This is a genomic window from Vreelandella venusta, assembly GCF_044809155.1.
GTDB classification, from domain to species: domain Bacteria; phylum Pseudomonadota; class Gammaproteobacteria; order Pseudomonadales; family Halomonadaceae; genus Vreelandella; species Vreelandella venusta_B.
Window position 1 is genome coordinate 1,956,263 of record NZ_CP085241.1, and the last position, 26,401, is coordinate 1,982,663.

The window sequence follows — 26,401 nt, forward strand, 5'->3', positions numbered from 1 at the left end:
GCCGGGTGTTCGTCAACCCGGCGGAAAGGTTAGCGCTAAAGTTAGCACTAACGGCTAGGACCATTAGAGCGTAGTTCTGAAATGCTCAGCTGATAGTTCAAATAACTATCACTGTAACTTCCTACGTAAATGCGATAATCACCGGCAGGCCAGTTCGCATGCTCGATATGCTCATTAAGCCCATTACCGCCATCATCGTCGCACAGCAGGAACTTTCCAGGGCCATCAACAATTAATGTGGTGTCCCCATCAGCTTGCGTCCAAAGCTGTAAATAGGAGAACGGCGCATCTAGCCGCATTTCATGATCAGGCGTACTGGCAATATTGCCTCGGCACTGGTTACCACGCATGTCGGTTTCAAACATAGACGCTGCATTTTGCGCGCCCCCTGATACAAAGCTTACTCGCCATGGGTCCGGCGTAAAGCCAGGGGTAATGGACAGATGGCGACTTTCAGTGGTGTCGGAGCTGCCTGCGGTTCCGCCCGAAAGCTCGCTGACAAACAGATCGTAGCTGTGTACACCGCCGCTATAACTGCCAACGTAGATACGGTACTCCCCTGCACTCCAGTTATTGTGCTCTATCAACTCGTTTAAGCCGCTGCCACCGTCATCATCACACAGCAAGAAACGACCTGGGCCATCTATAATGAGCGTGGTGTCCGCATCTGACTGATTCCACACTCTTAAAAAATCAAAACCATCCGTGAGCGTCATGACATGATCAGGTGTCTGCGAAATACTGCCAGAGCATGCGGTTCCTTGCATATCGAGACCGAACATCTGGCTAGCCTCCTGACCACCGCCAGATACAAACGTGCGCTGCATAGGATCCGGCATGAAACCGGGAGAAAGCGTGAGATTGCGCTCTTGGGCGGTCGCATACCCTGAGGCGAGCAACCCAGCAGAGATGCCCGCTGACATAAATACAAATGCGCGGAAATGGCCCTTGCTAATAGTGTTATTCATAGCACTTCTTTACGTTGGTGAGAGTATAAGCCTGTCCCTAAGCAGGCGCCGTGGCGATCGTGACATTCGCCTACCCCCTTATAACACAACGCTTTTCAGCCACGCAGGCGTCACTTAAAATAAGTTAGCCATTCACTTGACTGATCATCACCAAGGTTCACCGCGTTAATAAAGGCCTCTTCCGCTTGTCCATCTTGCCCCCAGCGGTAAGCAAGCTGGCCGTATTGACGCCAGTCTTCAGGCTTTTGCGTGCTTTCAGCAAGCGCTCTCCAAGCATCTAAGGCCTTTTCAACATGCCTCGCCTGCTGCCACGCTTCCGCTAACAGCCGTAATGTTTCCTCATCACGTGCCAACACGCCCTCTTGAATAGCCGCTTCTACGTGTTCGCCAGCCCTTGCCGGCGTGCCACCCGCCAGGTGCAGCCGAATTAACGTTAAAAGCTCCTCGGTCGTGGAGAACTTACCCAACTGCCAGGCCATCTCCCACACGCCAGCCGCCACTCCAGCCTGCCCCATCCGCTGGGCAATTCCTGCTGCCTGACGCCAGGCATCAGGCTCACTCTGCGCCGTTAAGCCATCCACTAGCCAACCGAGCGTTTGCTCGTTTTGCTCCGTGTTGCGCAGTACAACAGTGGTTAGTGCTTGCTGGGCATCCGTCAATCCGCCTTTTTTCAGCAGCGGCGAGAGCCATTCAACTGCCTTATCCCAGCGCTCTTCTTCTGCTAATAAGCGAATCAGTCGCCATACTGACTCCTCATAGCGGGGGTTACCCTGGGATTGCGTGAGCCACTGCTCATACAGCGCGATGGCCTCAGTGCGCTGGTTGCCGGCACGACGAAGCGACGCTTCATCATGCAGCCAGCGCAGAATTTGACTGCTAGGCACACTAGGGCGCTGCCGTGCGCTGGCTAGCTCATCAGCTGCTGCAATATGGTTCCCCTGTCGCGCCAACGCACTGGCGGCAAGCTGATGATAGAGCGCACTCGCCCACTGATCAACACGATTGCCACCCGCAAGACGTGACGATTGAGAGCGCGCATGACTGATAATACGATTCAGCGCATCGCTACTGGGCTGCTCAGCTAGCTGACTTTGTAGCCCGTTAAGATCGCGAACAATATCACCCGGCAGCGGTTCGTTCGCGTGCGCTACGACGCTTAGCGCACTTAATACGGCGACTACCACCCAACGCTGCATACGTTTTCCTCGACTGGCCGACTCTGCTGGTTATATGAATTGGTTATCTTAACTGGCTATCTCAGCTGAAACTCTATGCGCTGCGAAGCGCGACGAAGCTGTTGGCCGGGTTCAAACTGCCAGCGCGCAATCGCTTCGCGCGCAGCATCTTCAAACACGCGCCGGGGTTGGGCTCGGGTCACCTGAATGGTGCTGTTATCGACACTGCCATCTCGGCGAATAACAAATTCCACTTCTACAAAGCCCTCCATGCCTCGCCGCTGGGCACGCGGTGGATAAGAAGGATTCACGCGACTAGTAGGAGCGACTTGCCCGACACTAACGGGCTCATTGGATGGTGCGGGCGCCGCTTCTGGTGCCGCCTCACCCTGCGAGGTTGAAGGCGTAGAGGAAGGCGCCGCCGTCTCCGCAGGCCGTGGCGCCGGCTTAGGACTTGGAGATGGCGTCGGCGCGGGCTGTGGAGTCGGCTCGGGCGTCAACTCAGTCAGTTCGGGTAATTCACTCTCTAGTTCAACCGGCTCTACCGGCTCGTCAGGCAGCTCTACCTCTGGCAGCGCAATCGCACTCTCAGCCACTGGGGCCGGTGCAGGGAGAGGCATTGGGGGCGGTGCAGGCGCCGCCTCAGAAGGCTCCGGTGGTGGCGCCTCTTGTTCTGGCGCCACCTCTGGTGCGTCTATCATGGTCATCGACATGGCCATAACCGGCATTTCAGGTGAGCGCTCTGGGGGCGTGACCAGTAGCGCTAACATCCAAAACAAACCAACGGCTAAGCCAATGCCACCTAATAGCGAGAGAGCATGGCGAATCATGGTGCACTCCGGCTCGCTGCCACGGCAATCTGATCAACGCCCGCCTGCTTGAGACGATCCATCACTTCAATCAACAACCCTGTCGTGGACTCTCGGTCAGCCTGGATAACCACAGAGCCATCATCGCTCAACATACCGGCCACCTGCTGGCCAATCCGGTGGACATCAACGGGCTTACCATCGACCCAAACAGCCCCTTCTGGGGTCACGGCAATCAGCACCTGGGCGTCTGGCCGCGGGCTTGCCGCTGCTGCTTCAGGGCGATCAATCTCAACACCACTCTCTTTAATAAAGCTGGTGGTCACAATAAAGAAGATCAGCATGATAAACACAACGTCGAGCATCGGCGTCAAATTAACTTCATTGCTATCAGCCGTGGTGTCTATGGAACGGCGTCTACGCATCACTCTCCTCCAAGGCACGGGCTAGGCGGTCGTGTAACCGCTGATCTTCGCGACGAATCACGTGCTCTAAACGACTAATAAACATCAAGCCCACCACTGCAATCGCCATACCGGTGAGCGTGGGCAGCGTGGCACGGGCAACACCATCGGCCATTGCCCGTGCCTGATGGGTATCGCTAAGCGAGAGGCTATCGAACACGGCAATCATACCCGTGACCGTCCCCAGCAAACCCAGCAGTGGGCATAACGCCACAAGCAGTTTGATCCAGGGCAGTGGGCGGCGAAGTTTAGCAACCAGCGCTTCTGTCCAGACATTACGCAACGTGCGTGCGCTCCAGCTACGGTGATCACTACGTGCCGCCCAGCGCCGAATCAGTTGACGACGGGCATGCCGCCAGCTAAAGCGGTAATACCACCAGCGCTCGATAGCCATCCCAAATACCAGCACAGCCACGCATGCCAGCACCACTAAAACGGCACCACCGGCATCAAGCAGCCGCTCAACGGGCTCCAGCCAAAGAGGTAACGTGGGCATATTAGGTCACCGCTTGCGCATTGGCGGTCGACTGAGCTTCGAGATGGTCAGCCAAAGTGGCACTTGCTTCGCCTTCAATCACTTGGGTAATCAAACGGCTGCGGCTCGCTAAGGCGGTCTGCGCAAAGAGCAGCGGCACCGCGGTCACAAGCCCCAACACGGTTGTGACCAGCGCCTGACTTATTCCACCCGCCATTAGCTGTGGGTCGCCGGTGCCAAATACGGTAATCGCCTGGAAGGTGACAATCATACCGGTCACGGTACCTAACAGCCCCAGCAGCGGGGCAATAGCCGCTAAAAGCTTAACAATAGGCTGGCCACGCTCAATACGCGGCAGCTCAGCCAACACTGCCTCATCCAGCCGCGCTTCCAGGGCTTCCGGTGTTTGGTGCTTATCCAACTCCTGAAAGCGCTGGAGCACACGACCCAGCGGGTTATTAGCGTTCGGCTGATCCAGTGCCTTACGCTGACGACGCACACGAACACTGATGACCACTAAGTAGAGGTACTGCGCCAAGGCCACTAACAAACCAAAGCCCCCCAGCACCACTACTATATACCCAACATAGCCACCCTGCTGGAAGCGCTCCCAAAGGCTTGGCTGTTGAGCAAGGGCTTGCAGCACGCTCCCCTGAGTAGGGTCAATGACAAACACACGGCTTTCGCCCTGGTGATAGGCCGCCAGCACATCGCTGATGCCTGCCGGAGTACGCGGCACTTCGGCCACGCTACCGTCATCTTGCCCTTTCCTAAGCAGCGCAGTGTCGGTGAATGCTGCAAAATCCCCCAGGCGTACCACACTGCGCGGCTCAATCTCCCCGCGAGCGTTGGCCACCGGTAATTCAAGGCGTTCGGCACGCCCGGTGTTCTGCGTGAGCGCCACTAAGCTGTCCACAACAGTTTCGATGTGCTGACGTTCCAGCACCTCGACGTCATTAAGGCGCGGGGGTAGCGCCTCCGCATTGAGCGTTAACCAACTGTCACTCCCCAGCTCATTGCGTATCTCTTCGCTATGCCGTGATAGGTCTGCCAGCAGTGAGGTGAGCGCTTCGCCCTGCTCTGCCTGACGCGCGGCCAGCGCTTCGGCCTGCTGCTCTTGCGCCTGCTGCTGCTCAGCCAACGCTGTCTGCTGCTCTTCTGCTGCTTGGTGTTCCGCTCGTGCTTCTTCTAACGCGGCCTCTAGCGCCTCTTGATCATCAAGAAACGACTGTAAACGCGCTTGATCGCGTGCCTCAGCGGCTTCGCGTGCCTCACGTAATGAACCAACATTGTCGGCTTGCGCCATCGCGGCACTGCTACCCAACAGGCTTGCCAGCACTACTAAACAAATGAAGGCTCTGCGCGCGCCCCTTTGCCGTATCAACAGACTCATTGCTGGCCCCCTGCATAGTCGTTAGCAATATTGTCAGTAGCAATAATGGAGAGCGGTAACCTCAGCAGTTCTGGCGTGCGCTGATCATCGGCAATACGCAGACCATTACGCACCTGACGACGAGCACTTTCATCAAGCGCCTGCCACTCACCGCTAGCTTTATCCCACACCCCTCCTTCTCGCCCGTCAGGGGTTAGATAATAAAAGCCGATTCGGCCAATACGCAGATACTCCACCTCGCGCGGATTACCTTCTACCAATTCCAAGCGACCACGCCAGCTGTCGACTTCACGGCCATACGCTAACTCGGCACGCCACGCTTCCAACAAATTAGCAATTCGCGTCGCGCTCTCTGCTGACTGCTGCTCGGTAGGCTGCTGCACACGCGCCAAACGCTCGTGCTTCAGAAACGGCAGGTCAGATCCAATCCAGTTGATCAGCTGTTCCGTCATATCCTGCTCCACCGAAGGCAGCATGGCACGCGTGTCATTTAACGTATCAAGCGCCTGGCCCAGGCGCTGCAGGCGTTCGGCTTCACTGGCCAAAAGCCCGCTTTCAGCAGCGTTGGATGCTTCCATTTGGCGGGTTTCCCGCTCTAGGCGGCGCAGCTCTTCAATCGCTGAGCGGGTGGTATCATCAGCCTCATCAATTTGCTGTTGAAGTGCGGACTGCGCTTGCTGGGCCTCGACACTCTGAGCCGCTTGTTCGACTGTCTCATCACTTGCCATGAGCGTACCGCTAACCAGCACCCCGGCAAGCCAACCACCACGCAAGGCAAAAAAAGGCCTTTTCAGCACGTTACGTCTCCGTTACTGATTAGCACACTGCCATTAACCGTGCGCTAAAACTCATTATGTATAAGAACGATTTGCGTTTCGTTTAAGCAGTGCATAGCCTAACACTAATGGAACAAATGACAATATTTATCATTAGCATTCAATAGCGTTACTGGCTTCACGCTTCTTTAATCTCGCGGGTATTGCTTGCGACAGGTGGTCAATGGCGGGAGTAGTAGCTTGGCAGGGGAAATGGCGAGGCAAAAATGCAAAGTGGCGAGCGCGCTGCTCGCCACTTTCTTCAGATTAACTTCAGCAGAGATTAAAACGCCCAGTCGTCGTCTTCAGTAGCCACCGCTTTGCCGATCACGTAGGAGGAACCAGAACCGGAAAAGAAGTCGTGGTTTTCGTCCGCACTCGGGGAAAGCGCCGCCATAATGGTGGGGTCTACGTCGGTGACGCTGCTCGGGAATAGCGGCTCAAACCCGAGGTTCATCAGCGCTTTGTTAGCGTTGTAGTGAAGGAATTTCTTCACGTCTTCCGTCAACCCCACTTCATCATAGAGCGACTCCGTGTAGCGCACTTCGTTGTCGTAAAGCTCTAGCAACAGTTCGTAGGCGTAATCTTTCACTTCCTGCTGACGCTCGGGCGTGGCTTCCGCCAGCGCCTGCTGGAATTTGTAGCCTACGTAGTAGCCATGCACGGCTTCGTCGCGGATGATCAAACGAATCAGGTCTGCCGTGTTGGTCAGCTTAGCGTGGCTTGACCAGTACATAGGCAGATAGAAGCCTGAGTAGAACAAAAACGACTCAAGGAACACGCTGGCCACCTTGTGCATCAAGGGGTCATCAGCACGATAACGCTTGAGGATCAGCTCAGACTTCATCTGCAGCGTCGGATTTTCCTCACTCCAGCGAAACGCATCATCTACGTCACGGGTGGCACACAGCGTTGAGAAAATCGAGCTATAAGAGCGCGCATGCACGGATTCCATAAAGGCGATATTGGTATAAACCGCCTCTTCATGGGGTGTACGCGCGTCATCCATTAATACCGGCGCGCCCACGCTGCTCTGGATGGTATCGAGCAGCGTCAAGCCAGTGAACACACGAATCGTCAGCTGTTTTTCCTGCTGGGTCAGCGTGTTCCACGATTGAATATCGTTGGAGAGCGGCACTTTTTCAGGCAACCAGAAGTTGCTGGTCAGGCGGTTCCACACTTCTAGGTCTTTATCGTCCTGAAGGCGGTTCCAGTTGATCGCATCGACCCGCGATAAGCGTTGCATAATGGTCATCAGAGTTCTCTCACAAACATAATCTTATAAAAGCAATACGCGATTACAGCGTGCAGGAGACGCAGCCTTCAACTTCCGTACCTTCAAGCGCGCTCTGGCGCAAACGGATGTAGTAAAGCGTCTTGATACCCTTGCGCCATGCGTAGATTTGCGCCTTGTTAATATCCCGCGTAGTGGCCGTATCGGGGAAGAACAGTGTCAACGACAGCCCCTGATCGACGTGCTTAGACGCCTCTGCATAGGTATCGATAATTTTCTCAGGACCAATTTCATAGGCATCCTGGAAATAATCGAAGTTTGCCTCATTCAAGAATGGCGCCGGATAGTAAACGCGGCCCAGCTTGCCCTCTTTGCGGATCTCAATTTTCGCTGCCACCGGGTGGATACTGGAGGTGGAGTGATTAATGTAAGAAATAGAGCCCGTTGGCGGCACCGCCTGCAGATTACGATTGTACAGCCCATGCGCTATCACTGATGCCTTTAGCGCCTGCCACTCGTCTTGGGTGGGCAGTGCAATACCGCTGCGCTCAAATAGCGAACGCACTTTCTCCGTACGCGGCACCCATGCTTGATCGGTGTACTTGTCAAAAAACGCACCCGAGGCGTAGGTGGAGTCTTCAAACCCGGCAAATGTCTCACCGTGCTCAATCGCCAGCTGGTTCGACGCACGAATGGCATGGAACGCGACGCAGTAGAAGTACAGGTTAGTAAAATCTAACCCCTCTTCTGAGCCGTAGTAGATATGCTCGCGCGCCAGGAACCCATGCAAGTTCATTTGCCCCAGGCCAATGGCGCGTGACTTAGCGTTGCCCTCAGCGATGGACGGCACACTGCGTAAGTTGCTCATCTCAGAAACCGCCGTGAGGCCACGAATGGCGATCTCGACGCTGGTGCCGATATCGCCGGAATCCATGACTTTCGCGATGTTCATCGAACCCAGGTTACAGGAGATATCCTGGCCTACCTGGCGATAACCCAGATCGTCATCGTATTCGGTCGGCGTATTGACCTGGAGGATTTCCGAGCACAGGTTGCTCATATTGATACGACCGGCAATCGGGTTCGCGCGATTGACCGTATCTTCAAACATAATGTACGGATAGCCCGATTCAAACTGCAGTTCGGCCAGGGTCTGGAAGAAGGCACGGGCATTAATTTTATGCTTGCGAATGCGCGCGTCGGCGACCATCTCATGGTACTTCTCGGTGACGCTTATATCACCAAACGGCACGCCATACACCCGCTCAACATCGTAAGGAGAGAACAGGTACATGTCGTCGTTGCGCTTGGCCAGTTCAAACGTGATGTCCGGAATTGTCACGCCCAACGACAGCGTTTTGATGCGGATTTTCTCATCGGCGTTTTCACGTTTAGTATCCAGAAAACGCAGAATATCCGGGTGGTGAGCGTTCAGATAAACCGCACCAGCGCCCTGGCGCGCGCCTAGCTGGTTGGCATAGGAGAAGGCGTCTTCCAGCAGCTTCATAATCGGGATAATACCCGACGACTGATTCTCGATACGCTTAATCGGTGCGCCTGACTCACGAATATTCGTCAGCAAGAAGGCCACACCGCCGCCGCGCTTGGAGAGCTGCAGCGCAGAGTTGATGGAGCGACCGATGGACTCCATGTTGTCTTCGATCCGCAGCAGGAAGCAGGAGACCAATTCGCCCCGCTGACGTTTGCCGCAGTTCAAAAACGTCGGTGTAGCAGGCTGGAACCGCCCACTAATAATTTCATCGACCAGCGACTTGGCGAGCACTTCATCACCACGCGCCAGCGTCAACGCAACCATGCAAACCCGATCTTCATAGCGCTCAAGATAACGCTTGCCATCGAACGTTTTCAGCGTGTAGCTGGTGTAATACTTGAATGCTCCGAGGAAGCTGGGGAACCGGAATTTATAGGCGTACGCCTGTTCAAACAGCGCCTTAATAAAAGCAAAGCTGTACTGAGCAAGCATTTCTGGCTCGTAGTACTGCTCCTCTACCAAGTAATCGAGCTTTTCCTCCAACGAGTGGAAAAACACGGTATTTTGGTTAACGTGCTGCAAGAAATACTGACGCGCCGCTTCACGGTCTTTATCGAGCTGCAATTCACCGTTGGCTCCGTATAGATTCAGCATCGCGTTCAGCGCATGGTAATCCAGGGTACGCGCCTCGGATGCCGCCGCAGGCCGCTTTGTTTCTGCCAAGTTTTTTGTAGCAACCTGTGTAGAAGCATCGTTTTCAGAGGCTTCATGGCGAGAGGCTACGTTCTTAGAGACTGAGCTTGACGTTTCCAAAACTCTTCTACTCCTTTGCGGACCTTGGCGACATCGTCGTCAGTGCCAAACAGTTCAAATCGATAGAGCAACGGCACTTGGCACTTTTGGGCAATGATTCGCCCTGCCAACCCGTATGCCTCACCAAAATTCGTATTACCAGCAGCAATGACACCTCGAAGGAGGTGTCGATTGTGCTCATCGTTTAAAAATCGGATTACCTGCCTCGGCACTGCCCCTTCGGCATAGCCGCCACCATAGGTAGGTGTCACTAATATGTAGGGCTGCGTCACACGTGGCGTTGGTTCATCACGGTTTAGCGGCAGCCGCTGGGCGCTCAAGCCAAGCTTTTGTATAAAACGGTGGGTATTGCCTGACTTAGTGGAAAAATAAACTAGCGAACCAGCACGCTCCGCGTCCACATCAGCGTTTTGCATAGCAACGGTTTACGCTAGCGCTTGAATGCGGTCTGGACGGAAACCAGACCAGTGGTCCTCACCTGCAACGACAACCGGTAACTGGCGATAGCCCAGCGCTTCCACTTCCTCTTGGGCACCGCTTTCAGCAGTAATATCAATAACGGTATATTCTAAACCCTGCTTATCCAACGCGCGGTAAGTAGCGGTGCATTGAACACAAGCCGGCTTGCTATAAATTTGGATATCCATGGCTATTTTTCCTTTTCATAGCGGTGTTTTTCGGGTAGAGCATATCTTGTGCTCGCCCTCTCTGGAAGACACAACGCATACTATATATAGACCATGAGAAAATCAATTCAAGCATATATGGTATTTTTCATCCACAGGTTATTGACAGGCCATGCCCAGGATGTCAGCCAAAAACCAAAAAAGCCGCCCCACGAGGGAGCGGCTTTCCGATAAGACGCCGTCACATAAGCGCCTTCTCTTTTTTTAGATCTTACTGAACATGCGCTTAGGCTTTGGCTGCCTGATAACGACGCTCAACGTCTTCCCAGTTGACGACGTTGAAGAAGGCTTCTACGTAGTCAGGACGCTTGTTTTGGAATTTCAGGTAGTAAGCGTGCTCCCAAACATCCAAACCCAGTACCGGCGTGTTGCCATGCATCAGCGGGCTGTCTTGGTTCAGGGTATTTTCAACAACCAGTTTTTTCTCAGGAGTAACGGAGAGCCATGCCCAGCCGCTACCAAAACGGCCTAGCGCCGCCTTTTTGAACGCTTCTTTAAACGCATCAAGGCCACCCAGCTCGGCATCAATGGCTTTTGCCACATCACCTTGGGGCTGGCCGCCGCCATTGGGTGACATCATCTGCCAGAACATAGAGTGGTTGGCATGGCCGCCACCGTTGTTAATAACGGCTTGGCGCTTCTCTTCGGGTACGCGATCAAGATTTGCAACCAGCTCTTCGACCGGCACGTCTTCAAGACCCGTGCCCTCTAGCGCAGCATTAAGATTAGTGACGTAGGTGTTATGGTGACGAGAGTGGTGAATTTCCATCGTCATTGCATCGATATGCGGCTCAAGCGCGTCGTAGGCGTACGGTAACTCTGGAAGTGTATGTGCCATGCTAACTTCTCCTTAAGTGGCTTTTGTTACGTTCACTTAACTAGGTGTGGTCTTACTCCACCTTTTTCAACCATCACAGCTATATTTATTGCTGTGAATAGCAATTATTGATAACCGATACGTTTTATACCCCAGTACCTTAGTCAACTATTGGCAGTTTATCGAATTCATCACCAATAAAAAAGCCGACTTCTGGTGAAGTCGGCTTTTTGGCCAGTTAAGATTCAGTGGCTTATAGCTTACTTTCAAGCTCTGGCAGAATCTCGAAGAGATCGCCTACCAAGCCGTAATCGGCGACTTGGAAGATAGGTGCTTCTTCGTCTTTATTGATCGCCACGATCACCTTGGAGTCTTTCATACCCGCCAAGTGCTGGATCGCGCCAGAAATCCCCACGGCAATATACAGCTCAGGCGCGACGATCTTACCGGTTTGGCCGACCTGCATATCGTTGGGCACAAAGCCTGCATCCACTGCGGCGCGAGAAGCGCCAATGGCAGCGCCCAGCTTGTCGGCAATGCCGTCCAGCAGTTTGAAGTTCTCGCCGTTACCCATACCACGGCCACCAGACACCACCACTTTGGCGCCGCCAAGCTCCGGACGATCAGATTGCGCCAGCTCTTGCTTAACAAAGCTCGACTGGGTGTTTTCGACCACGACCTCTAGCGCTTCCACAGAGGCGCTGCCCGTGCTTTCGACCGCATCAAATGCGGTAGGACGCACGGTCATCACTTTCAGCGCGTCGTCGCTTTTGACGGTTGCAATAGCGTTGCCTGCATAAATAGGACGCAGGAAAGTATCTGCGCTCTCAACGCCAATGACGTCGGAAAGCTGGCTGACATCTTTCAATGCCGCTAGGCGTGGTAGTACGTTTTTACCGGTAGTCGAGGCGCTAGCCAGCACATGCGTGTAGTCACCAGCAAGTTCCACCAACAGCGCGCCCATGGGCTCAGCCAGCTGGTGGGCGTAAACAGCATTGTCGGCGACACGCACTTTACTAACGCCGTCAAGTTTGGCAGCGGCTTCAGCAGCCGCCTGAACGCCTTCACCGGCGACCAGCACGTCAATGTCCCCACCTATCGCTTTAGCCGCGGCAACCACATGGGCGGTTGCGCCCGCCAACTGACCTTCATGAAGGTCGGCAAGTACCAGAATGCTCATGAGATCAGCTCCTATTAAAGCACTTTGGCTTCGTTTTTCAGTTTGTCGATCAATTCATCTACCGAGGCGACTTTGACACCGCCTTTACGCTCAGCCGGGGACTCCACTTTGAGCAGGCTAACCTTGGAGGCCACTTCAACGCCGTAATCAGCGGGAGTTTTAACATCCAAGGGCTTTTTCTTGGCCTTCATGATGTCCGGCAACTTGGCGTAGCGCGGTTCGTTCAAACGCAGGTCGGTGGTTACAATCGCGGGCAGCGTGAGCGCCACAGTTTGCAGACCACCGTCGATTTCACGGGTAACGTTGACCTTGTCACCGTCTACCGCTACTTCCGAAGCGAACGTGCCTTGCGGCAGGTTGGTCAGCGCGGCAAGCATTTGGCCGGTCTGGTTGTTGTCGGTATCGATAGCTTGCTTACCCAGCACCACTAGGCCCGGCTGCTCTTCTTCAACAACCTTGGCCAACAGCTTAGCTACGGCCAGCGACTCAGCCCGCTCGTCGGTTTCGATGTGAATAGCACGGTCTGCGCCCAGTGCCAATGCCGTACGCAGCTGCTCTTGGGCGGCTTTGGGGCCTACTGTCACAGCCACAACTTCGGTGGCTACGCCCTTTTCTTTCAGACGCACCGCTTCTTCTACGGCAATCTCGCAGAAGGGGTTCATGGCCATTTTGACGTTGGTAAGATCAACGTCAGAGTTGTCCGCTTTAACGCGGATTTTGACGTTATAGTCGATGACGCGTTTAACCGCGACGAGTACTTTCATAGGTTCCTCGCTTGGCTTGTCGTAGAAGCCGTTAACCTGACCCGGCACCGAAAATAGATACCGATGAAAAAAAGAGCAGCACAGGACAATTAGCGCCGCTTAAAAAATTCATGCAAGCGTTTGATAGGTCTGTAAATGAAAAACCCCATCAATTTGCCACAACCTGCCTATGGGCAACAACACTCATCGACTACGGCCTTGGTCGTAGCTGCTATCCGCACGCGCCTTTCTTGTAGGCAGAGCATGGCGCTGGGCCTGGTTCCGTCGAGAAATGCTGCTTTAGCCATCGTAGGGGTGACCTGACAGGGGTATTATGCCTATCATGGGACATAACCAGAAGCAAACGACCGTTTTAAATTAAGACCCTCTTTTCATAAGCTAGTTCTCAAAGCTAACTTATCGTCAAGGTGGCCTTTAAGAGAATAAGGAGCAACCGGGTGGAAAACATTGAACGCGATGTCATGGACTTTGATGTAGTGATTGTAGGGGCAGGCCCTGCGGGTCTGTCTGCTGCGTGTCGCTTAATGCAACAAGCTAACGAGGCGGAGCAAGAACTGACGGTCTGTGTGGTAGAGAAAGGATCAGAGGTCGGCGCGCATATTTTATCGGGAGCTGTGTTTGAGCCTCGTGCATTAGCCGAGCTGTTCCCCGACTGGGAGGAGCGCGGCGCACCTCTCAACACGCCGGCCACCCGGGACGATGTTTATTTACTCAAAGATGCTGAGAAAGCACAAAAAATCCCCAATGCCCTCGTACCTAAAAGCATGCATAACACAGGGGGCGATCTGACCCGTTATGTCATCAGCGCAGGTAACTTAACACGCTGGCTGGGTGAACAGGCTGAAGCGCTTGGGGTTGAAATTTTTCCCGGTTTTGCTGCCCAAGAAGTGCTTATTGAAGAGGGGGCTGTTCGCGGCATTTTGATCGGGGATATGGGCGTTAGCGCCGATGGAACCCCTAAAGATGGCCACATGCCGGGCATGGAGCTACGCGCTAAATATACGCTATTTGCTGAAGGCGCCCGCGGCCACCTCGGTAAGCAGTTAATCAAAGAGTACTCCCTTGACGCTGGCCGCGACCCGCAGCACTACGGCATTGGGCTTAAAGAGCTGTGGGACGTGCCCGCCGAACAGCATGAGCCTGGGCTGGTGGCGCATGGCTCGGGTTGGCCGCTGGATAAAAACACGCACGGCGGCTGGTTCCTCTACCATGCAGAGAACCAGCAAGTGGTGGTGGGGTTGATCATGGACCTTAGCTATCAAAACCCGTGGCTCTCACCGTTCGATGAGTTCCAGCGGATGAAGCACCATCCCACAATCAGCCAATATTTATCAGGCGGCAAGCGGGTGGCTTACGGCGCACGGGCGATTACCAAAGGCGGTCTAAACTGCCTGCCCAAAATGACCTTTCCTGGCGGTCTGCTGATCGGCTGCGATGCGGGCACCCTCAACTTCTCCAAGATTAAAGGCTTACACACGGCGATGAAGTCTGGCTTGGTCGCTGCGGAGAGCGTTTTTGAAGCCATTAAAGGTGGCGATGAAGGCGCCCAAGAGCTAACCAGCTTCACCGCTAAGTGGGAAGCCAGCTGGGCCTTTGCAGAGCTGAAAGAGAGCGCGAGCTTCGGCCCTGCGATTCACAAATACGGCACGGTGGGCGGCGGCGCGTATAACTTTGTTAACCAGCTGCTGGGCAATAAACTCCCTAACGTTCACGACACCACGACGGACCACGGAGCGCTTAAGCCTGCTGCTGAGTTTGAAAAAATCAACTACCCGAAACCCGATGGCAAGCTGTCGTTTGATAAGTCGACCTCCGTCTTCTTATCCAATACCAACCACGAAGAGGATCAGCCCTGCCACCTGCGTTTAGCAGACCCTGAGCTACCCATACGCGACAATTTGCCTACATACGCCGAACCCGCACAGCGCTACTGCCCTGCCGGGGTTTATGAAGTGCTGGAGGATGACCAAGGCAATCCACGCTTCCAAATCAATTTCCAGAACTGCGTACACTGCAAAACCTGCGATATTAAAGACCCTGCCCAGAACATTACCTGGGTGGCGCCTGAAGGCGGCGGCGGCCCCAACTACCCTAATATGTAGGCATCTTTAACCGCCAAGGTCGGCATGCTAGCGGGGCTAGCATGCCGACTGGGCAGGGGAATCCAAACACTCAATTGGCGCACGTCGGGCAATCAGGCGGCGTCTTCCCGCCTGCGCAAATCGAACATCAATCACCGGGTCTGATGGATTGCCTTCCACAGCCGCCACTTCCCCTTCTCCGAACACAGCATGCAGCAGGCGCTGACCTGGATAGTAATGCGTTGCTACGTGGTACGCCGCACTCACCTCTTGAACTTGCGGGGGGGTTAACTCGATATCTTGCCTACCTAGCCGCTCCAGATAGCGCTTTACCAAGCTAGGCGATGTCACCTGAACAGCCGACTCTGGCGAACGCGACGTTGCCAAACAGCCCGCCACACGCATACTGTCTTGCCAGGCACTTTCAGCGATAAAGCGACTTGGACGATGGGCGCCGCCGTCATGAAGCATTAGCAGCTGCTCTTGAGCGCGAGTAATAGCGACATAAAAAAGCCGCCGCTCCTCCTCCAATCGCTCATCGTTTAATGGGTTATCTCGGCTGTAATGGGGAAAATCCTCTTCATTGACCGCTGCCACCGCGACCAGCGGCCACTCAAGCCCCTTGGCGCCATGCACCGTGCTGATCAGCACTCCATTCGCTTGGTTTTCTACCGGCCGCTCCAGCAGCTCAATAAACGCATCGGGATCTTGCACGCTCTCAGCCTGCTCAATTAACACATCCAGCAGGCGCACATCCTCTTCGCCTTTGTCTCGCCTTGCGGCAGCGCGCTTCAGGGTTTTTTCCGCATCGATGGTTTCTACCACATGGCTAAGCAGTTTTGCGGGCGGCCAAGCGCTGAGCTTGGGGAGTTCGCATAGCAGCGCCCAGCGCTTTTTTAATGTCCTGCGCTGCAGCGGCTTGAGCGCCGCAAGCACTGGCTCGTGACGCTCGGGCCAGCGCTGGGTACTGGCCAACTGATAGGCTAACTGATGCAGCCGCTCACGGGCCACAAACGGCGTTGGCTGCGAAAGCAATAGCAGTAAATGCGCAGGATCCTGCAACAGCTCGGGGCGTCGAGAGAGTTTTAAATAGCCCGCTAGCGCTTGCACCAACGGTAGTCGAAACACAAAGCGGTCTTCTCGCAGCAAACGAAAAGGAATGCCTGCCTGCAGTAAAGCTAATTGAAAAGGCACCGACAGCGCCCAGCTACGTACCAGCAGGCTCGCTTCGTTCAACGCGCGGCCTTGGGCCTGCCAGTCCATCAGCGCATCCAGCAGCAGCCGGCTGCCTTGACCTACCGATAGTCGCGTTTCAGGGTTATTCACGTCCGCTAGGCAGAGCTGGTCGGGGCGGCGCTGGTTGGCCATAATGGCGTGATTAGCCGCTAGAGCCAGCGCATGGCCGTGTCGAAAAGTTGTCGAGAGTGGATAGTCCGTCGCTTTACCAAACGTGGCGGTAAAGTTTTCCAGCATGGTGTCAGGACGCGCACCTCGCCACTCATAAATACACTGGTTAGCATCACCCACGGCCATAACATCCGCGCTCTGCCCGGCTAGTACCGCCAACAGACGCTGCTGGGCAGTATTAATATCTTGATACTCGTCAATAATCACGTGGTCTAGAAAGCCTTCCACGCGGCGGCGTAAAGCTTCATCCGCTTCAAGCGCTTGAAGTGGCCGATAAAGCAGGTCGGCATACGTCATCACCCCTTCTGCTTGCAATAGACGCTCAGCTTCATTAAACGCTGCGGGAAAATAGTCAGTATCGGGTTCGTAATTAAGGCGTTCGTACAGTGTGTCAGCGGGCAACATTTCCGCTTTTACCAAACCACAAAAATGAGCTAACGCTTCCAAGCGATCGCCTTCAAGGGCCGCATCACGCCGTTCTACCGCATCACTCAGCACGTTCAAGCTGGCCTGACGCAACAGCCGCTCTAGCTGCCATTCGGCAGACAGTAAGCGCCGGGGCGCCAAGGCTCCCCATCGGCACAGACTTTGTGTTAACCGATGTCCCAATGAATGAAAGGTGCGTACATCTGGCAGCGGCTGTCCTTTCGGCGCCATACTGTGTAAGCGACGCTGAAAGTCATCTCGGGCAGAGCGGTTAAACATCAGCACCAACATACGTTTTGGCGACACGTCATGCGCCAACAGATGCAGCACGCGCGCTGCCATGGTGGTGGTTTTACCTGCTCCGGCTACAGCGGCAACCCTTGCGTGCCCTTTGCTGTGAGAGACGACCGCCTGCTGTTCAGCTGTTAACTTCACGGCGCCTCGCTGGGTACATCATCGGCATCCACGTCTTTGTCCAGCTCTCCTAACAGATACTCATTACCCGCGCTGTAAAGGCGTAGCTGCAGCTCGCCGCTTGTACAAACATGAGGGGTGGCCTGCTCAACCAGCCGGTAATAAACGTTACGGTGCAGGCGGGCAGCTAGTCCAAAGCGTACAGCAATCTCAGGCACAACATCGCCGTCAGGGGTTGTACTCAACGTCATGGGATGCTGTTCATCTAGGCGCACAACGTCATCAAACTGTGTCGTAAACCACCAAGCATCATCATAGAAATCGGCTTCTACGGCGACGAGCGGGAGGTCTTCGACGTTTACCCGCCACCGCTCTACGGGGGTTACCAAACAGTAGCCGTCGCTATCGCGGCGCAATAGGCTTGCCAGTAGCCGTGGTATAGACGCTCGGGCAAAGGGTTTCCCTTCGTGCTGCCAGGCGCCATCGGCCTTGATTAAAATATCGATGTCACCGGAAAGGTCCGGCTGCCACTCGGTCACGGGTGGTATGGTCGGCGAACCTTGCTGATGCTGTAACAGTCGATCAATATTCATCCGTCCACACCTCCCGATAACGATTGATTAGTCTACCAATAGCCCGGATTGCGCTAGTGCCTGCTTAACATTTTCTGGCGCATCGGGCGCAGCAGCACGGAATAAGTGATAAAAATTGGCCGTGGTTTGCATTGCCACCTCATCCACACTAATTCCTCGTGCCTGTGCGATACACGCAGCCACTTCAACCACCCAAGCCGGTTCATTGGGCTTACCGCGATAAGGTACGGGCGCCAAATAGGGGCTATCGGTTTCAATTAAGAGGCGGTCCAGAGGCAGTTGCCGTGCCAACTCGCGAAGCACAGCAGCGTTGCGGAAAGTAATAATGCCCGATAACGAAATATAGAAGCCTAAGCGCACCGCCTCCCGCGCCATCTCGATATCCTCTGTGAAGCAGTGTAATACTCCGCCCACCTTGGGATTACTGTATTCGCGTAGCAATGCGAGTGTTTCTTGCTTGGCCTCACGCGTGTGGACAATCACCGGCAGCTCTAATTCGCGTGCCGCCAACAAATGGCGCTTAAAGCGCTCATGCTGGATAGCAATGGGCACGCTGTCCTGGTAGTGATAGTCAAGCCCCGTTTCACCAATCGCCACTGCACCATACTGCTCAGCGGCCTCTACAATATCGTCAACGCTTGGTTCGTTAGGCGTTGTATGCAGAGGGTGTAAGCCTGCAGAAATCGCCACATCCTGGTGCTCTCTGGCAATCGCGGCTAAGCCCGGCAACTCTTCTAAGGTCACCGATATAGCGAGAAACTGGCTGACATTGGCAGCACGGGCAGCCGCTAGGGTAGCCGCCACATCTCCCCCATGGGTATGCTCAGATAAGCGGTCCAGGTGACAGTGTGAGTCAATAAACATAACGTCTCGCTTTTCGGTAATTAAGTAACGCTTGCGTCCATTTACAGCGTAAACGACGGGGGCGCTTTATCTAACTGACCTGCCAGCAGTGTTTCAATGCGGTCACGCACCGAATAGTCCTGCTGGCTGAAGTGCACCCCAATACCAGGTATTCGGCGCCCGCTAACACCTTCCGGTGAAACCCAAATAACTTTTCCAGTAACCGAAAGCCGCTCGCTCTCCCCGGGCAGCGTTAGTAACAAAAACACTTCTTGGCCAAGGGCATAAGGCGTTTTAGTAGGCACAAAAATGCCCCCCCGATCAAGAAAGGGCATATACGCGGATAGCAGCGTCGGCACATCGGGTAATGTCAAAGAGAGAGCTTTTTGAGCAGCCATCATAACCTCGCTTGGCAGCTAATGGAGTTATGAGCGCAACAGCGCCGACCAGCGTACCAGCCATGCCTCAAGAACGAGCTGCGGGTTTGGGTTAGCGCCGACGGCCAACAGGCGTCGCTGCTCGCGGGCATAATCCAGTAGCCGAAACCAGTCTTGTACCCGGGCATTTTTAACCGCTTGGCGATAAAGTGGCTCCAAATCAGGATTATGCAGCGCTGTGGTTTCGCCTGATAGGCCTAAGCGGATAAGATCTTCCAACCACGCGATACCGTACCATAAGATGGCATCTATCGCTTGGCGATCCAGTCTTGCGGCTTCAGAAACGGGCTCGGCGCCGCGCACCAGTTGCTCAAAGCAGTCGTGGATTTGGTGGCGCAGGGCACGCTCATCGGGCGTCGCCAGCTCGACAGCCAACAAGGGGAGTCCACCGGCGACTCGCCACCAAAAATAGGCCTCGTCAGCCCCCAGCTTTTCGGTTAGCCACGCTTGGCACGCCTCAAAAGGCACGTTTGCCAGCGGCCATTGCTGGCAACGCGAACGAATCGTGGGCAGCGTTCGTGAGGGTACGTCCGAGAGCAGAATAAACAGCGTTTTTTCACCCGGCTCTTCTAAGCTTTTCAGCAGCGCGTTGGCCGCTGCGGTATTCATCGCTTCAGCGGGGGTTATCACTATGACCCGGTATCCGCTCTGCTGAGCGGTTTGCGATACAAAGCGGTTAACATCGCGTATCGGATCAATACGTATCTGTCGCTTCCCCTCTTCAGGAGAGATACGCAGCAAATCAGGATGATACCCCGAGGCGAGCATGGTACAGCTGTGACACTGCCCGCAGGCTTGGTCGGTAGGCTTCGCGCACAGTGTTTTCGCCACTAAGGCATCCGCCAGCTGCTGCTTACCAACGCCATGCGCACCGCTAATCATTAACGCGTGGGGCATACGATCATCATTCGCTAAGCGAACGAACTGCTGCCAAGTGGCGTGGTGCCAGGGCAGCACACCCGTTAACGCCATTGTATTAGCCGCTCTTCCAGTGCACTTGCCAGTGCCGCCTGTACACCGTCGAGGGGCTGTTCGGCATTAATGATGGTAAACCTTTCCGGCGATGCTACAGCGCGGCTTAAGTAGGCTTGCCTTACGGCATTGAAAAAGCTTTCATGCTCTTGCTCAAAGCGGTCACGCTGAGTTTTTTGGGCACGAAATCGCCCTTCTAAACGCGTTTTTGCTGCTGCAGGGGACATATCCAGCAAAAGCGTGAGATCCGGCGTGAGCCCCTTTTGCACAAACTGCTCTAATTGAGCAATACGAGAAGACGCAATGCCCCGCCCTCCACCTTGGTAGGCAAAGGTGGCATCCGTGAATCGATCACAAACAACCCAAGCGCCGCGCTCGAGCGCGGGCACAATTTTTTGTGACAGATGCTGTGCGCGGGCTGCAAACATCAACAATAGCTCAGCGTCACTATCAAGAGGCTCTGCTTGAGTAGGGTCTAGTAGCAGTTCACGAATCGCTTCGGCTCGTGGCGTGCCTCCCGGCTCCCGGGTTAGCACCACCTCTACCCCGCGCGCTTTTAACCAGGCCTCTACAAACGCCACGTTGGTCGATTTGCCTACTCCCTCTCCACCCTCTAGCGTGATGAAGCGTCCACGCTTGGTCATTGAAGCCCCTTACTCGCCAGATACACCATGAAAGAGTCTGCTTATAAAATCGTATTCAAAATTAACGGTTACGAATATAGCGATTAACAGCGTTATTGTGCTCGCGCAGCGTGCGCGAGAAATGGTGCGTGCCGTCACCCCGCGATACAAAATAGAGCGTCTCACCAGGCAGCGGATTAACGGCGGCTTCCAGCGCAGCACGTCCAGGCATCGCGATGGGTGTAGGGGGCAAACCATCGATCACATAAGTGTTATACGCTGTGGCTTCGCGTATATCCGCGCGAGTGATACGCCCCTCATAACGCTCCCCCATACCATAAATAATGGTGGGATCTGTTTGCAGACGCATCCCTTGCTCCATTCGCCGTTTAAATACCCCGGCAATTTCAGGGCGCTCTTCGGGCGCACCGGTTTCACGCTCGATTAGGGAGGCCATTATAAGCGCCTCATAGGGTGTATCAATCGTCAGATCATCATCGCGTCCCTCCCACACCTCTTCTAGGACACGCTCCATACGCGTTAGCGACTGACGTAAAATATCCACATCACTCATTCCTAAGTGATAGCGATAAGTGTCGGGAAAGAACCACCCTTCAGGAAAAGTATCTTCTCGACCGAGTAACGCCATTACTTCGTCATCGCTTAAATCAGCGGTGCGCTGCTCTAACTTGGGCGCGGCACCAAGGAGTTCGCGCATCTGACGAAATGTCCACCCCTCAGGAATGGTCAGCGGATAAGTCACCACGTTATTGCTACCCAGTAACGCGACCATCTCTACTCCGCTCATGCCAGGCATCAGCTGATACTCACCTACGCGAAGCTGCGGCACCCGGGCTGGCTCCAAACGCGCCATTAATTGAAAGGCCCATGCGTCACTGATAACGCCTTGTGCCTCTAACTCCCCCACCACCTGATTAAAACCGGCGCCTGCTGGCACTTGGTAAAGAGTAGGCTCATCAAGACTTAATGGCGCCTCTAAGCGGCTTTGCCAATAGACATAGCCACCTGCTGTGGCTGCTGCGCCAAGCACTAACAATGTTCCCACTACGGCAAATAACCGTTTCACCATGACACCTCAACGACTTTTTTAAAGATCCTACTTAGCGAGGTAAGGGCAAATAGCCAAGTAAACGGTGCCCTATCACTTGTAATCGGTCATGCTTAGCCAGCTCCCAGGCGTGCAGCACGCTACCGGATTCATTGAGCAGCACGCGAACTGGCCATACCCCTTGCACTGAGTTGGCCACCCACAGGCGCTCTACATTGGGCAGTGCACGTAACGGCAGAGACGCTTCGCTCACCACGCCTTCGCCTAATAGCGCGTCCCGCAGCGTTCCCGCCACACCGCAGCGTTCAAGCGACGGGGTAAATAGCGCCCCTGACTGCTGCCAAAAAACATTCATGCTGGTAGCTTCTACTACGTTCTCGTCAGCATCGGCCAGTAGCCCTTCCGCAATTGCACCGTCGTGCCACTCCTGGCGCGCCAGTACATTTTCCAGACGGTTTAAGTGCTTAATACCCGCCAGCAGTGGCTGAAAGCCAAGACGTAGCTGGCAGATGCGGACACTGACCCCTTGCTGCCAACGCTCAACATTGGCCGCGAAAGGCGTTCGCTGGCTGAGCAACCTTGGCGATACTCGATCAGGCGACGCATAACCACGTCCACCGCTCCCCCTGGTGAGAATCAGCTTAAGCACTTCCAGCTCAGCAGTTGGAGCCGCTTGCCAGGTAGCCTGAAGCTGTTCGAGGGGGGGTAACGGGATATTTAATCGCGCACATCCTTTCGCCAAGCGCGCGTAGTGGTAAGGCCAAAGCACTGGCTGACCAGCACGCATGAGCACTGTCTCAAATATCCCGTCACCATACGCTAGCCCACGGTCATCAAACGGCACCTGGGGCATAGGCATAGCGCATTACACCTTTGTAAACAGCAGCGAACCATTAGTGCCACCAAACCCAAACGAGTTAGAAAGCGCTACATCAATACGCATTTCACGGGCGGTATGCGGCACGTAGTCGAGATTGCAACCCTCTTGAGGGTTATCCAGATTAATGGTGGGGGGAGCCACTTGGTCACGTATCGCTAAAACGCTGAAGATGGCTTCAACTGCACCGGCAGCGCCCAAGAGATGGCCAATCATAGACTTGGTAGAGCTAACGGCTACCTGCTGAGCAGCGCTACCCAACACGCGCTCGATAGCACGGCTTTCTGCTAAGTCACCCGCAGCGGTTGATGTCCCATGAGCATTGATATAGTGCACTTCGGAAGGCGCTATATTGGCATCTTTGATGGCGTTACTCATTGAGAGCGCGGCACCACGGCCGTCCTCAGGCGGCGCCGTCATGTGGAAGGCGTCGTCACTCATGCCGAATCCGGAAAGCTCCGCATAAATCGTCGCACCACGCGCCTTAGCCTGCTCATACTCTTCAAGCACCATCACGCCGGCACCGTCCGATAGCACAAATCCGTCACGGTCGGCATCCCAGGGGCGGCTAGCCGCTTCGGGATTATCGTTTCGCGTTGAGAGAGCTCGTGCGGCCGAGAACCCCCCTAAGCCCAGCGGCGTGGTGGCCATTTCTGCACCGCCACAAATCATCACGTCCGCATCGCCATAGGCGATGGTGCGTGCACTATAACCAATATTGTGGGTACCGGTGGTACAGGCCGTTGTGATAGCAATATTGGGGCCTTTAAAACCGTGCTGAATCGCCATATTGCCCGAGATCATATTAATGATAGAACCCGGCACAAAAAACGGTGAAACGCGACGTGCGCCGCCTTTATTGAGCGCGTTGTGGTTATGCTCAATCATTGGAAGCCCACCAATACCCGAGCCAATCGCCACCCCAATGCGCTCTGCATTCTCTTCGGTGCATACAAGCCCTGAGTCTTGAATGGCCTGAGCACCGGCGGCCATGCCGTATTGAATGAACAGATCCATCTTGCGCGCGTCTTTGGGGTTCAAGTAAGGGCTAATATCAAAATTCTTTACCGAACCACCAAAGCGCGTGTTGAAGCCACTGGTATCAAAGTGCTCTATCGGCGCTATGCCGCTTTTGCCTGCGAGAATATTCGCCCACGACTCATTTACGCTATTACCCACTGGGGTCACCAGGCCTAACCCAGTTACCACTACCCTTCTACGCGCCATCAGCTTTCCTCCAGGCATCCATGGTGACACGACCCATCTGGGTCATTTGCTGCAGAAATTTGGTGCTAGTATAACGGAGATTGAACGTTATATTCAGTGTGACCGCAAAGCAAAAAAGCCGCCCTATGTCAGGACGGCTTTTTTTGGTGCGGGTGGTTAACATATACCACCCTGGTTCAATGCGTCGACTTAGCCCTTACTGGTGGGCGTTTACGTAGTCGATAGCTTCTTGAACCGTAGTGATTTTTTCGGCTTCTTCATCAGGAATTTCAGTATCAAATTCCTCTTCCAACGCCATCACCAGTTCAACGGTGTCGAGGGAGTCAGCACCTAAGTCTTCCGTGAAAGAAGAGCTATTCTGAATGTCTTCTTCTTTAACGTTTAGGCGCTCTGCCACAACTTTCTTCACGCGCTCTTCAATAGTACTCATCAACGTACTCCAGTCGTTCACATTAGCCGTTATAGATAACTAGCCATTTGGAAACCGCAAGCCAAAAGCTGCGGGGTAGTTTATAGACGCCCTTGGGCCGACGCAACCGCCAAGCCCGAGGCCATCAACGCATATTCATGCCGCCGTTAACGTGCAGCGTTTCGCCAGTAATGTAACCCGCCGCATCGCTTGTTAAAAAGCCGACGGCAGCGGCGATTTCCTCAGGCTCGCCAAGGCGCGCGAGAGGAATCTGCTTCAACAGCATTTCGTGCTGCGCTTCGGGCAGCGCCTCTGTCATATCGGTGGCAATAAAGCCAGGGGCCACGGCGTTAACGGTAATCGCCCGCGAAGCCACTTCTCTAGCTAACGCTCGGCTAAACCCTTCCATGCCTGCCTTAGCAGCCGCATAGTTAGCTTGGCCTAAGTTACCCATCGTTGCCACAACCGAGCTAATCGACACGATACGCCCAAAGCGCGCCTTTGTCATACCGCGCAAGCAGGCTTTGGTAACGCGATAAACAGACTTGAGGTTGGTATCCATTACCGAATCCCACTCGTCCTCTTTCATGCGCATAAGCAAATTATCGCGTGTAATGCCCGCATTATTTACCAAGATGGTAGGTGCGCCAAACTGATCATTAATCGCTTTCAACACATGATCGATGCTTGCTTGATCCGTAACATTAAGGCACATACCCGCGCCATCAATGCCGTGCTCTTTAAGATCAGCGTCGATTTTCTCAGCACCCGACTCACTGGTCGCGGTTCCCACCACGATGCGGCCTTGACGCCCAAGCTCATGCGCAATGGCGCGACCAATGCCTCTGCTGGCGCCAGTGACCAGCGCAACTCTACGTTCTTGCGTCATAACGTTCTGCCTTTAACCATATGAATAAGCAAGGATAGCGGAAAATCACTGCGTATCACGCGTCGTCAGCCAACGCTTCACGCGCAAGCTCCAGCGCAGCATCCAAGCTATCAGGATCATTGACGGCTAAGCCCTTCGCTCCCCGCACAATACGCTTATTTAGCCCAGTGAGCACTTTACCAGGGCCACACTCAATAAATACATTCGCCCCTTGCTCCACCATGGCTTCAACACAAGAGGACCAGCGTACCGGTTGATACAGCTGCTCAATAAGGCGGGTACGCAAGGTGTCAATATCGGCATGCGCCTGTGCATCCACATTTTGGATGACCGTATAGCGCGGTGCGCGCAGCTCAATCTCCTGCATCGCTTGAGAGAGGCGCTCGGCTGCTGGTCGCATTAAAGCACAGTGGGAAGGCACCGACACCGGCAGTGCCATAGCACGCTTAGCACCCGCCTCCTGACAGGCTAGAATTGCACGCTCAACGGCACTTTTGCCGCCCGCAATTACCACCTGCCCGGGAGAGTTGAAGTTAACGGCAGAAACCACTTCGCCCTGGGCTGCGCTAGCGCAAGCGGCCTCTACTGCACTATCTTCAAGTCCCAGTATGGCTGCCATACCACCTTCACCAGCAGGCACGGCTTGCTGCATCGCCTCACCGCGTAAGCGTACAAGCTTTACGCCTTCGGCAAAGCTCATGACACCTGCACATACCATAGCGCTGTACTCACCTAGGCTATGGCCTGCCATCACGCTGGGGCGAGGCCCCTCCAACTCTTGCCAGACACGCCAAATAGCGATACTTGACGAAAGCAGTGCAGGCTGGGTGCAGGCTGTAGCGTTAAGGGCTTCCTCTGGGCCTTCCTGGACGACTTTCCACAAGTCGTAGTCCAAAGCATCCGACGCTTCCTCAAATGTTGTTCCCACTACACTATAGCGCTCGGCCAGCTCTCGCAGCATTCCTAGCTGCTGAGAGCCTTGCCCGGGAAAAATGAGGGCAAGGGGTTGAGACATGTCGTTCACCTTTGCTCTTGTAGGCGTTTGCTCA

27 protein-coding genes are annotated in these 26,401 nt (G+C 54.6%); 1 reads left to right on the forward strand and 26 read right to left on the reverse strand.

Annotated features, from left to right (window positions below):
• Window positions 1-47: 47 nt before the first annotated feature.
• The 14 genes from LG301_RS09210 to LG301_RS09275 all read right to left on the reverse strand — a co-directional run bounded on the left by LG301_RS09210 (window position 48) and on the right by LG301_RS09275 (window position 13,085).
• Window positions 48-968, reverse strand: a complete 921-nt coding sequence (locus tag LG301_RS09210; RefSeq protein WP_404470783.1) for a hypothetical protein — start codon at window positions 966-968, stop codon at window positions 48-50.
• 110 nt (window positions 969-1,078) lie between these two features.
• Complete coding sequence (locus LG301_RS09215) at window positions 1,079-2,164, reverse strand: hypothetical protein (protein ID WP_404470785.1); 1,086 nt, start codon at window positions 2,162-2,164, stop codon at window positions 1,079-1,081.
• 56 nt (window positions 2,165-2,220) lie between these two features.
• A complete protein-coding gene (locus LG301_RS09220) occupies window positions 2,221-2,973 on the reverse strand; it encodes a TonB family protein (RefSeq protein WP_404470787.1) in 753 nt (250 codons plus the stop codon).
• Window positions 2,970-3,377 carry a biopolymer transporter ExbD gene (locus LG301_RS09225; protein ID WP_009722070.1) on the reverse strand — a complete coding sequence of 136 codons (408 nt, stop codon included), beginning with the start codon at window positions 3,375-3,377 and terminating at the stop codon, window positions 2,970-2,972. Before LG301_RS09225 ends, LG301_RS09220 begins: the two co-directional genes overlap by 4 nt.
• Window positions 3,370-3,912 carry a MotA/TolQ/ExbB proton channel family protein gene (locus LG301_RS09230; RefSeq protein WP_404470789.1) on the reverse strand — a complete coding sequence of 181 codons (543 nt, stop codon included), beginning with the start codon at window positions 3,910-3,912 and terminating at the stop codon, window positions 3,370-3,372. Before LG301_RS09230 ends, LG301_RS09225 begins: the two co-directional genes overlap by 8 nt.
• A 1-nt stretch (window position 3,913) precedes the next feature.
• On the reverse strand, window positions 3,914-5,284 hold the full coding sequence (locus LG301_RS09235) for a MotA/TolQ/ExbB proton channel family protein (protein WP_404470791.1): 1,371 nt from the start codon (window positions 5,282-5,284) through the stop codon (window positions 3,914-3,916).
• Window positions 5,281-6,081 carry a DUF3450 domain-containing protein gene (locus LG301_RS09240; protein ID WP_404470793.1) on the reverse strand — a complete coding sequence of 267 codons (801 nt, stop codon included), beginning with the start codon at window positions 6,079-6,081 and terminating at the stop codon, window positions 5,281-5,283. The genes LG301_RS09235 and LG301_RS09240 overlap by 4 nt, the downstream gene beginning before the upstream one ends.
• Window positions 6,082-6,382: 301 nt before the next feature.
• Window positions 6,383-7,354 carry a class 1b ribonucleoside-diphosphate reductase subunit beta gene (gene nrdF, locus LG301_RS09245; protein ID WP_404470795.1) on the reverse strand — a complete coding sequence of 324 codons (972 nt, stop codon included), beginning with the start codon at window positions 7,352-7,354 and terminating at the stop codon, window positions 6,383-6,385.
• Window positions 7,355-7,397: 43 nt separating this feature from the next.
• A complete protein-coding gene (gene nrdE / locus LG301_RS09250; protein WP_404475216.1) occupies window positions 7,398-9,548 on the reverse strand; it encodes a class 1b ribonucleoside-diphosphate reductase subunit alpha in 2,151 nt (716 codons plus the stop codon).
• A gap of 56 nt (window positions 9,549-9,604) precedes the next feature.
• Entirely contained in the window at window positions 9,605-10,054 is a 450-nt protein-coding gene (gene nrdI, locus LG301_RS09255) for a class Ib ribonucleoside-diphosphate reductase assembly flavoprotein NrdI (RefSeq protein ID WP_404470797.1), read from the reverse strand.
• Window positions 10,055-10,063: 9 nt separating this feature from the next.
• Window positions 10,064-10,285, reverse strand: coding sequence for a glutaredoxin-like protein NrdH (gene nrdH / locus LG301_RS09260; protein WP_009722061.1), 222 nt, complete (start codon window positions 10,283-10,285; stop codon window positions 10,064-10,066).
• Window positions 10,286-10,550: 265 nt separating this feature from the next.
• Window positions 10,551-11,162: a superoxide dismutase gene (locus tag LG301_RS09265; RefSeq protein WP_404470799.1), complete on the reverse strand. Its 612-nt coding sequence runs from the start codon at window positions 11,160-11,162 to the stop codon at window positions 10,551-10,553.
• Between the two features lie 232 nt (window positions 11,163-11,394).
• Window positions 11,395-12,321, reverse strand: a complete 927-nt coding sequence (locus LG301_RS09270; protein WP_404470801.1) for an electron transfer flavoprotein subunit alpha/FixB family protein — start codon at window positions 12,319-12,321, stop codon at window positions 11,395-11,397.
• A gap of 14 nt (window positions 12,322-12,335) precedes the next feature.
• Entirely contained in the window at window positions 12,336-13,085 is a 750-nt protein-coding gene (locus LG301_RS09275; protein WP_404470803.1) for an electron transfer flavoprotein subunit beta/FixA family protein, read from the reverse strand.
• Between the two features lie 437 nt (window positions 13,086-13,522).
• Between LG301_RS09275 and LG301_RS09280 the strand changes: the two genes are divergently transcribed.
• Window positions 13,523-15,187 carry an electron transfer flavoprotein-ubiquinone oxidoreductase gene (locus tag LG301_RS09280; RefSeq protein WP_404470805.1) on the forward strand — a complete coding sequence of 555 codons (1,665 nt, stop codon included), beginning with the start codon at window positions 13,523-13,525 and terminating at the stop codon, window positions 15,185-15,187.
• Between the two features lie 36 nt (window positions 15,188-15,223).
• Here the strand turns inward: LG301_RS09280 and LG301_RS09285 are convergent, their stop codons facing one another.
• The 12 genes from LG301_RS09285 to fabD all read right to left on the reverse strand — a co-directional run bounded on the left by LG301_RS09285 (window position 15,224) and on the right by fabD (window position 26,367).
• Window positions 15,224-17,434 carry an ATP-dependent helicase gene (locus LG301_RS09285; RefSeq protein ID WP_404470807.1) on the reverse strand — a complete coding sequence of 737 codons (2,211 nt, stop codon included), beginning with the start codon at window positions 17,432-17,434 and terminating at the stop codon, window positions 15,224-15,226.
• The gene (locus LG301_RS09290; protein WP_404470809.1) at window positions 17,431-18,006 is read right to left on the reverse strand and encodes a DUF1285 domain-containing protein; all 576 of its coding nucleotides are present in this window, start codon (window positions 18,004-18,006) and stop codon (window positions 17,431-17,433) included. Before LG301_RS09290 ends, LG301_RS09285 begins: the two co-directional genes overlap by 4 nt.
• Before the next feature lie 27 nt (window positions 18,007-18,033).
• Window positions 18,034-18,870 carry a TatD family hydrolase gene (locus LG301_RS09295; protein WP_404470811.1) on the reverse strand — a complete coding sequence of 279 codons (837 nt, stop codon included), beginning with the start codon at window positions 18,868-18,870 and terminating at the stop codon, window positions 18,034-18,036.
• A 41-nt stretch (window positions 18,871-18,911) separates the two neighbouring features.
• Window positions 18,912-19,247, reverse strand: coding sequence for a PilZ domain-containing protein (locus LG301_RS09300; RefSeq protein WP_009099319.1), 336 nt, complete (start codon window positions 19,245-19,247; stop codon window positions 18,912-18,914).
• A gap of 27 nt (window positions 19,248-19,274) precedes the next feature.
• Window positions 19,275-20,258 (reverse strand): DNA polymerase III subunit delta', encoded by a 984-nt coding sequence (locus LG301_RS09305; RefSeq protein WP_404470813.1) that lies wholly within the window; start codon window positions 20,256-20,258, stop codon window positions 19,275-19,277.
• The gene (tmk, locus tag LG301_RS09310) at window positions 20,249-20,902 is read right to left on the reverse strand and encodes a dTMP kinase (protein WP_404470815.1); all 654 of its coding nucleotides are present in this window, start codon (window positions 20,900-20,902) and stop codon (window positions 20,249-20,251) included. Before tmk ends, LG301_RS09305 begins: the two co-directional genes overlap by 10 nt.
• A 61-nt stretch (window positions 20,903-20,963) precedes the next feature.
• Window positions 20,964-21,971: an endolytic transglycosylase MltG gene (mltG, locus tag LG301_RS09315; protein WP_404470817.1), complete on the reverse strand. Its 1,008-nt coding sequence runs from the start codon at window positions 21,969-21,971 to the stop codon at window positions 20,964-20,966.
• A gap of 31 nt (window positions 21,972-22,002) precedes the next feature.
• Window positions 22,003-22,809, reverse strand: a complete 807-nt coding sequence (gene pabC / locus LG301_RS09320; RefSeq protein WP_404470819.1) for an aminodeoxychorismate lyase — start codon at window positions 22,807-22,809, stop codon at window positions 22,003-22,005.
• 6 nt (window positions 22,810-22,815) lie between these two features.
• Window positions 22,816-24,054 (reverse strand): beta-ketoacyl-ACP synthase II, encoded by a 1,239-nt coding sequence (gene fabF / locus LG301_RS09325; protein WP_404470821.1) that lies wholly within the window; start codon window positions 24,052-24,054, stop codon window positions 22,816-22,818.
• A gap of 196 nt (window positions 24,055-24,250) precedes the next feature.
• Window positions 24,251-24,484, reverse strand: a complete 234-nt coding sequence (acpP, locus tag LG301_RS09330; RefSeq protein ID WP_008956801.1) for an acyl carrier protein — start codon at window positions 24,482-24,484, stop codon at window positions 24,251-24,253.
• Window positions 24,485-24,608: 124 nt separating this feature from the next.
• Window positions 24,609-25,352 carry a 3-oxoacyl-ACP reductase FabG gene (gene fabG, locus LG301_RS09335; protein WP_404470823.1) on the reverse strand — a complete coding sequence of 248 codons (744 nt, stop codon included), beginning with the start codon at window positions 25,350-25,352 and terminating at the stop codon, window positions 24,609-24,611.
• 55 nt (window positions 25,353-25,407) lie between these two features.
• Window positions 25,408-26,367 carry an ACP S-malonyltransferase gene (gene fabD, locus LG301_RS09340; protein WP_404470825.1) on the reverse strand — a complete coding sequence of 320 codons (960 nt, stop codon included), beginning with the start codon at window positions 26,365-26,367 and terminating at the stop codon, window positions 25,408-25,410.
• Window positions 26,368-26,401 lie beyond the last annotated feature (34 nt).